General features: G+C 72.3%; 5 protein-coding genes. 2 read left to right on the top strand and 3 right to left on the bottom strand.

All coding sequences use genetic code 11. The annotated features are described in order from the left end of the window. Positions 1–178: 178 nt before the first annotated feature. Entirely contained in the window at positions 179–655 is a 477-nt protein-coding gene (locus tag ACFV0Q_RS37445; protein ID WP_385011942.1) for a hypothetical protein, read from the bottom strand. A gap of 327 nt (positions 656–982) precedes the next feature. Here ACFV0Q_RS37445 and ACFV0Q_RS37440 point away from each other — a divergent pair, with 327 nt between their 5' ends. Next, the gene (locus ACFV0Q_RS37440; protein ID WP_385011939.1) at positions 983–2,851 is read left to right on the top strand and encodes a M1 family aminopeptidase; all 1,869 of its coding nucleotides are present in this window, start codon (positions 983–985) and stop codon (positions 2,849–2,851) included. A 115-nt stretch (positions 2,852–2,966) separates the two neighbouring features. Further along, positions 2,967–3,686, top strand: a complete 720-nt coding sequence (locus ACFV0Q_RS37435; protein ID WP_385011937.1) for a hypothetical protein — start codon at positions 2,967–2,969, stop codon at positions 3,684–3,686. Between the two features lie 12 nt (positions 3,687–3,698). On the opposite strand, the gene ACFV0Q_RS37430 is transcribed toward ACFV0Q_RS37435, so the two are convergent. Next, the gene (locus ACFV0Q_RS37430) at positions 3,699–4,391 is read right to left on the bottom strand and encodes a peptidoglycan recognition family protein (RefSeq protein ID WP_385011935.1); all 693 of its coding nucleotides are present in this window, start codon (positions 4,389–4,391) and stop codon (positions 3,699–3,701) included. A 53-nt stretch (positions 4,392–4,444) separates the two neighbouring features. Beyond that, entirely contained in the window at positions 4,445–5,695 is a 1,251-nt protein-coding gene (locus tag ACFV0Q_RS37425) for a glycoside hydrolase family 64 protein (protein ID WP_385011933.1), read from the bottom strand. Positions 5,696–5,785 lie beyond the last annotated feature (90 nt).

Raw genomic sequence — 5,785 nt, 5'->3', positions numbered from 1 at the left:
GCGCAGAGCCCGGCCGCCGCGCAGAGCGCGGACCCAACGGATTCCGCGCACCCCGCGGCCTGAGAAACGGCAGTGACCCCGCGCCCCGACGCTCGTTGAACGGGGCGGTCAGCGAAGTGCACGAGGCCCCGGGACATCGTCCCGGGGCCTCGTGGTGTGCCGGTGGACGAGCCGCGCGTCAGTAGACGAGCGGGTACGTCACGTCCTTGGGGACCGGTGACGGCGCGGTGTCGGTGTAGAGCAGCCGGATCGTGGTGAACTGCCGGATCTCGGGCGTGGCGGGCCAGGTCCGTGGCGCGCTCAGGGTCACCCTCACCGGGTAGGCGTGGAAGCGGCCGGCCGCGCAGTTGGGACGGCAGTCGTTCACCATGTCCGTGCCGGTGGCCGTCGCCCTGTGCGGTCCCCAGCTGTGCCAGCGCAGCCCGACGAGCTGGTTGTTGCCGTCGCCGCAGGCCAGCAGGTACTTCTCGGGGCGCACCTGGGCCTGCGAGAAGCAGTCCACCAGTACGACCGGGCGCGAGGGCGGGTCGGCCGGGGTCCGTGCCGAGGCCGGTACGGCCGCGGCGAGGAGTGCGGCCACCGTGCACAGCAGGCCCGCCACCCGCATACCGCGCCGGGGCGCGCGCAGGTGCCGACCGTCTCCTGAAGCCTCCACGAGACCCTCCCTCACCCGTCCGTCCGTCTTGTCCGCCCGTCCTCAGCTTCCCTCACTCGGGCGTACCGCGCACCCGCTGGGGCGGCGGGCCGGTGGGGGCGGCGCTCACAGGGAGGGCGAACACTTTACCCGGGCTTGATGGCATGCACCGGTCAAATCCGTAAGGATTCGCCCAGCTGTCGCCCCGACCCAGGGCGGCAGCGGACCCATCTCACCTCCGCCATCGCGCGAACCATGCGCGCAGCCCGCGGCTGCCTCCGGCGCACCCCGGCCGGCCCGGCGGCCACCGAGCAGGCCGGAATCCCGGCCGCCCCGAAGGAGTTACGCGTGAGATCCACCCCCCACAAGGTCCTCGCCGCGACCGCGTGCGCCGTCGCCGCACTGGCCGCCGCCGTCCTCCCCGCCGTCCAGGCCGGCGCCGCCACCGCGCCCGCTGCGGCTCCCCGGGCCGCCGCGGCCTGCGCCCCGGCCCAGGTGGTCGCCAACGGCGGTTTCGAAAGCGGCACTTCGCCCTGGAGCCAGTCGCAGACCAGCGTCATCACCAGCCGCGCGGGTCAGAGCGCCCACGGCGGCAGCAGTTTCGCCTGGCTGAACGGCGTCGGCGGCACGCACACCGACACCCTCTCCCAGAACGTCACGATCCCCTCCGGATGCAGCTCCGCCACGCTCACCTTCTGGCTGCACATCGACACCGCCGAGACGACCACGTCCACCAAGTACGACAAGCTGACGGCGAAGATCGGTACGACGACGCTGGCGACGTACTCGAACCTCGACAAGAACACCGGCTACGCGCAGAAGTCGTTCGACGTGTCGGCGTTCACGGGCCAGACCGTGAACGTGGCCTTCACCGGCACGGAGGACTCCAGCCTCCAGACGAGCTTCGTCGTCGACGACGTCGCCCTCGACACCTCCGGCGGCACGACCCCGCCCGGGGACTCCACCCGCACCCCGGCCGCGCCCTCGTACACCGTCAGCCTCAGCAGCAACACGAGCGGCACCGTCTGGACCGGCCACGAGAGCGCCACCTTCACCAACGCCTCGGCCACCGCGCTCGGCGAGGTGTACCTGAGGCTGTGGGACAACTACCACGGCACCTGCGCGGCCATGCCGATCACCGTCACCAACGTCACCGGCGGCACCGCGGGCGCCCTCACCGTAGGCTGCACCGCCCTCAAGATCGACCTCCCGGCCCCGCTGACCCAGGGACAGAGCGCCACGATCGGCTTCGACCTGGGCATCACCGTGCCCAGCGGCGCCGACCGCTTCGGCTACGACGGGGCCTTCAGCATGCTCGGCAACGCCCTGCCCGTGCTCGCGGTCAGGGACGGCTCGGGCTGGCACCTGGACCCGTACACCAACAACGGGGAGTCCTTCTACTCCCTGGCCTCCGACTTCAAGGTGACCCTGGACCACCCGAGCACCCTGCTCGTACCGGCCACCGGCGCCTCCGTCGACACCCCCGGCACCAGCGGTCGCACCCTCACCACCGCCACCGCCACCAAGGTCCGTGACTTCGCCTGGGCGGCTGGCCCGTTCAGCAAGATCTCCGGCACCTCGGCCGCCGGCACCCCGGTCAACATCTACTCCGTCTCGGGCATCAGCTCCTCCGACGCGCAGTCGATGCTGAGCACCGCCAAGTCCGCCGTGGACGCGCACGCGGCCCGGTTCGGCGCGTACCCGTACGGCGAGCTGGACGCGGTGATCGACAACAACTACTGGTTCGGCGGCATGGAGTACCCCGGCTTCGTCCTCGACCTGGTCAGCACCACCGCGCTGACGCACGAGATCGCGCACCAGTGGTGGTACGGCATCGTCGGCGACGACGAGTACAACGCCCCCTGGCTGGATGAGGCGTTCACGGACTACGCGACCGACCTGGCGCAGAACAAGACCGGGGCGAGCTGCTGGAACAGCGTCTCGTGGGCCTCGGCCTCGGAGAAGATCACCAACTCGATGGCGTACTGGGACGCGCATTCCTCCCGGTACTCCACCGTCATCTACGGCTACGGCAAGTGCGCGCTGCACGACCTGCGGCGCGTCCTCGGTGACACCGCCATGGCCAAGCTCCTGAAGGACTACGCCACTTCGCACTGGTACGGAGTCTCGACGACGGCCGAGTTCAAGGCGGCCGCGCAGGCGTCGACGGCCACGGACCTGACCTCGTTCTGGACCCAGCACCGCATCGACGGCTGACGCACGGCGCCGGTCCGCCGCCGTGGAGCGCCACGGCGGCGGACCGGTCGCGGGCGGGGATCCCGCGCATGTGACCATGACCCCGTCTGCACCAGCACTTCACGGGGGATCCACCATGCGCACGCGCACCACCACCGCCAGGACCGGCCTCGCCGCCGCGCTCACGGCGCTGCTCGCCCTGGCCGGCTGCACCTCGGCGGACCAGAGCCCGCGCGGGACGGCAACCCCCGCGGCCTCCGCGCCCGCCCCCGCGCAGGGCAACGGCTCCGGATCCGGCTACCAGGGCCCCCGGCCGCAGGACCAGAACCTCCTCGCCTGGACCGGCGACCCGGGCGACGCGGGCCACGTCACCGCCCAGTCGGCCGCCGGGGTCGGCGGCCGGGTCACCCTGGTGCGGATCGTGCTGCGCGAGCCGACCACGGTGTCCAACATCTGGCTGGGCCTGGCCGGCATCGACCCGAACGCCCAGCTCTCCAACTGCTACCTCGGCCTGTACAACACGGGCGGCACCCGGCTCGCGTCCACCGCGGACATCTCGCCCCAGCTGATGACCGACGCGGTGGCCAAGCCGCTGCCCCTCGCCAGGCCGTTCACCGCCGCCCCCGGGACGTACTTCATCGCGCTCCTGCTCAACGGCAACTGGGCCACCAACGCGCTCACCCTGAAGTCCACGGGGGCCGGCATCTCGGTCAATGCCGGTCTGACCCCGCCGAACCTCCGCTACAGCACCGTCCTGACGGGCCAGACCTCCCTGCCCGACACGCTGAACCTGGCCGAGCAGTCCACCAGCACCATCAACACCGGCTGGGCCAGCCAGTGGTACGCGCTCTCGTAGCGGCCACCGCACCTACCAGAGCCGGCGGCAGCGGGCGGTGACGTCGTCGCGGAGGGTGGGGAGGAGGGCGTAGAGCCGGTCGCCGGGGCAGGCGGTGCCGTTGAAGTCGCGGTGGCCGTGGATCTCGTACGGCGCCAGCCCGTACTGGTCGCTGATGTGCGCGCACAGGGCGACCAGGGCCTCGTACTGGCCGGCGGGCGGGTCCGCACGGGTGTACGTGCCCTCGACCTCGATGCCGATGGCCACGTCGTTCTGGCCGACGCAGTGGGAGGAGCGCACCTGCCGCCGCCCTCCGGCCAGCTCCGCGAGACTGCGGTGGCGGCCCTCGGTGGTGTGGCCGCCGCGGCTCACGGTGAAGTGCTGGCCGGTGTCGATCCATCCCCGGACGTCCATGTGCTGGGCCTGCACCGCCCGCGCGAGGGCGAAGGCGTGCTCCGGGGAGAAGTCGTCCCGGTTGGGGGTGGCCGTGTGGTGCACCACGATCCCCTTCGGCGGGGCCTCCAGCACGGTGACGGGCCCGGCGGGCGGTCGGGCTCCCCATTCCTCGCAGCCGAAGATCTCCGGACGGCGCGCGCCCGCCGCGGCGGCCCGCCCCGCCGGTCCCCAGGACAGCGGCCCCAGCCCCAGCGCCGCGCCGAGGAGGACCCGGCGGGCGACCGTCCGCCGGGGTACGGGCACCGGCCCCGCTACATCGTTTTTCCTCATACGCCCCAAACGAACGGGCGGCCGGGAGGGAACGCCCGGCCGCCCCGTTCCCCCTACCAGCCGATGCCGAGGGTCAGCGCGGTGGGCGGGTTGGCGTTGGAGAGGATCTGGACGGAGGACTGGTCGTTGATGTCGTCGTAGGGGAAGCCGTAGGCCCGCTGGCCGAGGCCGACGGTGTGGAAGAAGGCCGCGTAGTCGTTCTTCGGGGTCCCCGCCGGGTAGTAGGCGGCCGGCGCGTACCAGTTCGCCGTGTTCAGCGCGACGCCCCGGTTGAGGGCCGCGCAGAACTCCGCACCGAGCTGCTTCTCGACGTCCCCGCCGGAGGCGAGGGCACCCGCGCAGGCCATGACGTCCGGGGAGGTGGGCTTGCGCAGGACGAAGGGGCCGGCGCCGTTCTTGGTGAAGGTGAGGGTGTCGCCGGAGGCGCGGCCCGTGAAGGTCTCGCCGAACCGGGTGAGGGTGAACTGGTGGGAGGTGTAGTACGACCAGGCCTGGTCGATGGCCGCCTGGAGGTACGCCTGCTGCGACCCGCCTTCCAGGAAGCCGCCCGCGGAGCGCGGGGCCACGATCCGGTACTGGTTCTGCAGCGGCTTGAAGTCGGGTCCGGCGGCGGCCGCGTACCGGTCCATGACCTGGGCCCGGCCGAGGGTGATGCCCCGGGTGCTGTCGTGGCCGCTCGACGCCTGCTGGAGGCGGGAGGTCATCGGGAAGCCGAACTGGTCGACCTGGGTGGTGTTGCCGCCGAAGGCGACCTGGCCCTGCACGTACGTGTACTCGTACCAGTCGTAGTACACGTCGCTGTTGGGGTCCGCCGGGTTGCGCAGGTCGGGGCCGCCCCAGCCCTGGTCGTCGGGTGAGACCGGGAGGTACAGCGGGGAGCCGAGGGAGATGTAGATCCGGCCGCCGCGGATCGAGGCCGGGGAGGGGACGCGGCCGCCCGCCTGGGCCAGGGTGAAGGACATGTTCGGGTAGTTCACGCCCTTCTTGGTGAGGTGGCCGGGCGCGGTGGCGTCGAGGTGGTTGATGTGGGTCATCGTGCCGTCGGACCTCATGTAGGACCACTGGCCCGGCGTGACCTGGCCGAGGACGGTCACGTAGATCCGCGTGTCGGCGTACGCGCCCTTGGTGTTGTTCTGGAAGACGATGGGGAAGGTTCCCGAGGTTCCCGCTCCCCCGGCGGCCCGGGCCGGGGGCGCGCCGGAGGTGCCGAGGCCGAGGAGGGCGAGGGCGGCCAGGAGTGCGATCAGTAACCGGGTCCGCCTCAGGGGCGGGTACGCGAGGAGGGGGCGGGCGGGTGCCGTCATGACTGCCTTTCCGGATCGCGGAGGGCCCGGCGGCGGCCGGCCGGGGAGGTGGAGGGGCGGCCGCCGCCGGGCGGGGTGGGTCAGCTGTCT

The sequence above is a fragment of the Streptomyces sp. NPDC059564 genome (assembly GCF_042735575.1).
Lineage (GTDB): Bacteria > Actinomycetota > Actinomycetes > Streptomycetales > Streptomycetaceae > Streptomyces.
This window is presented reverse-complemented; position numbering and strand designations above follow the sequence as displayed.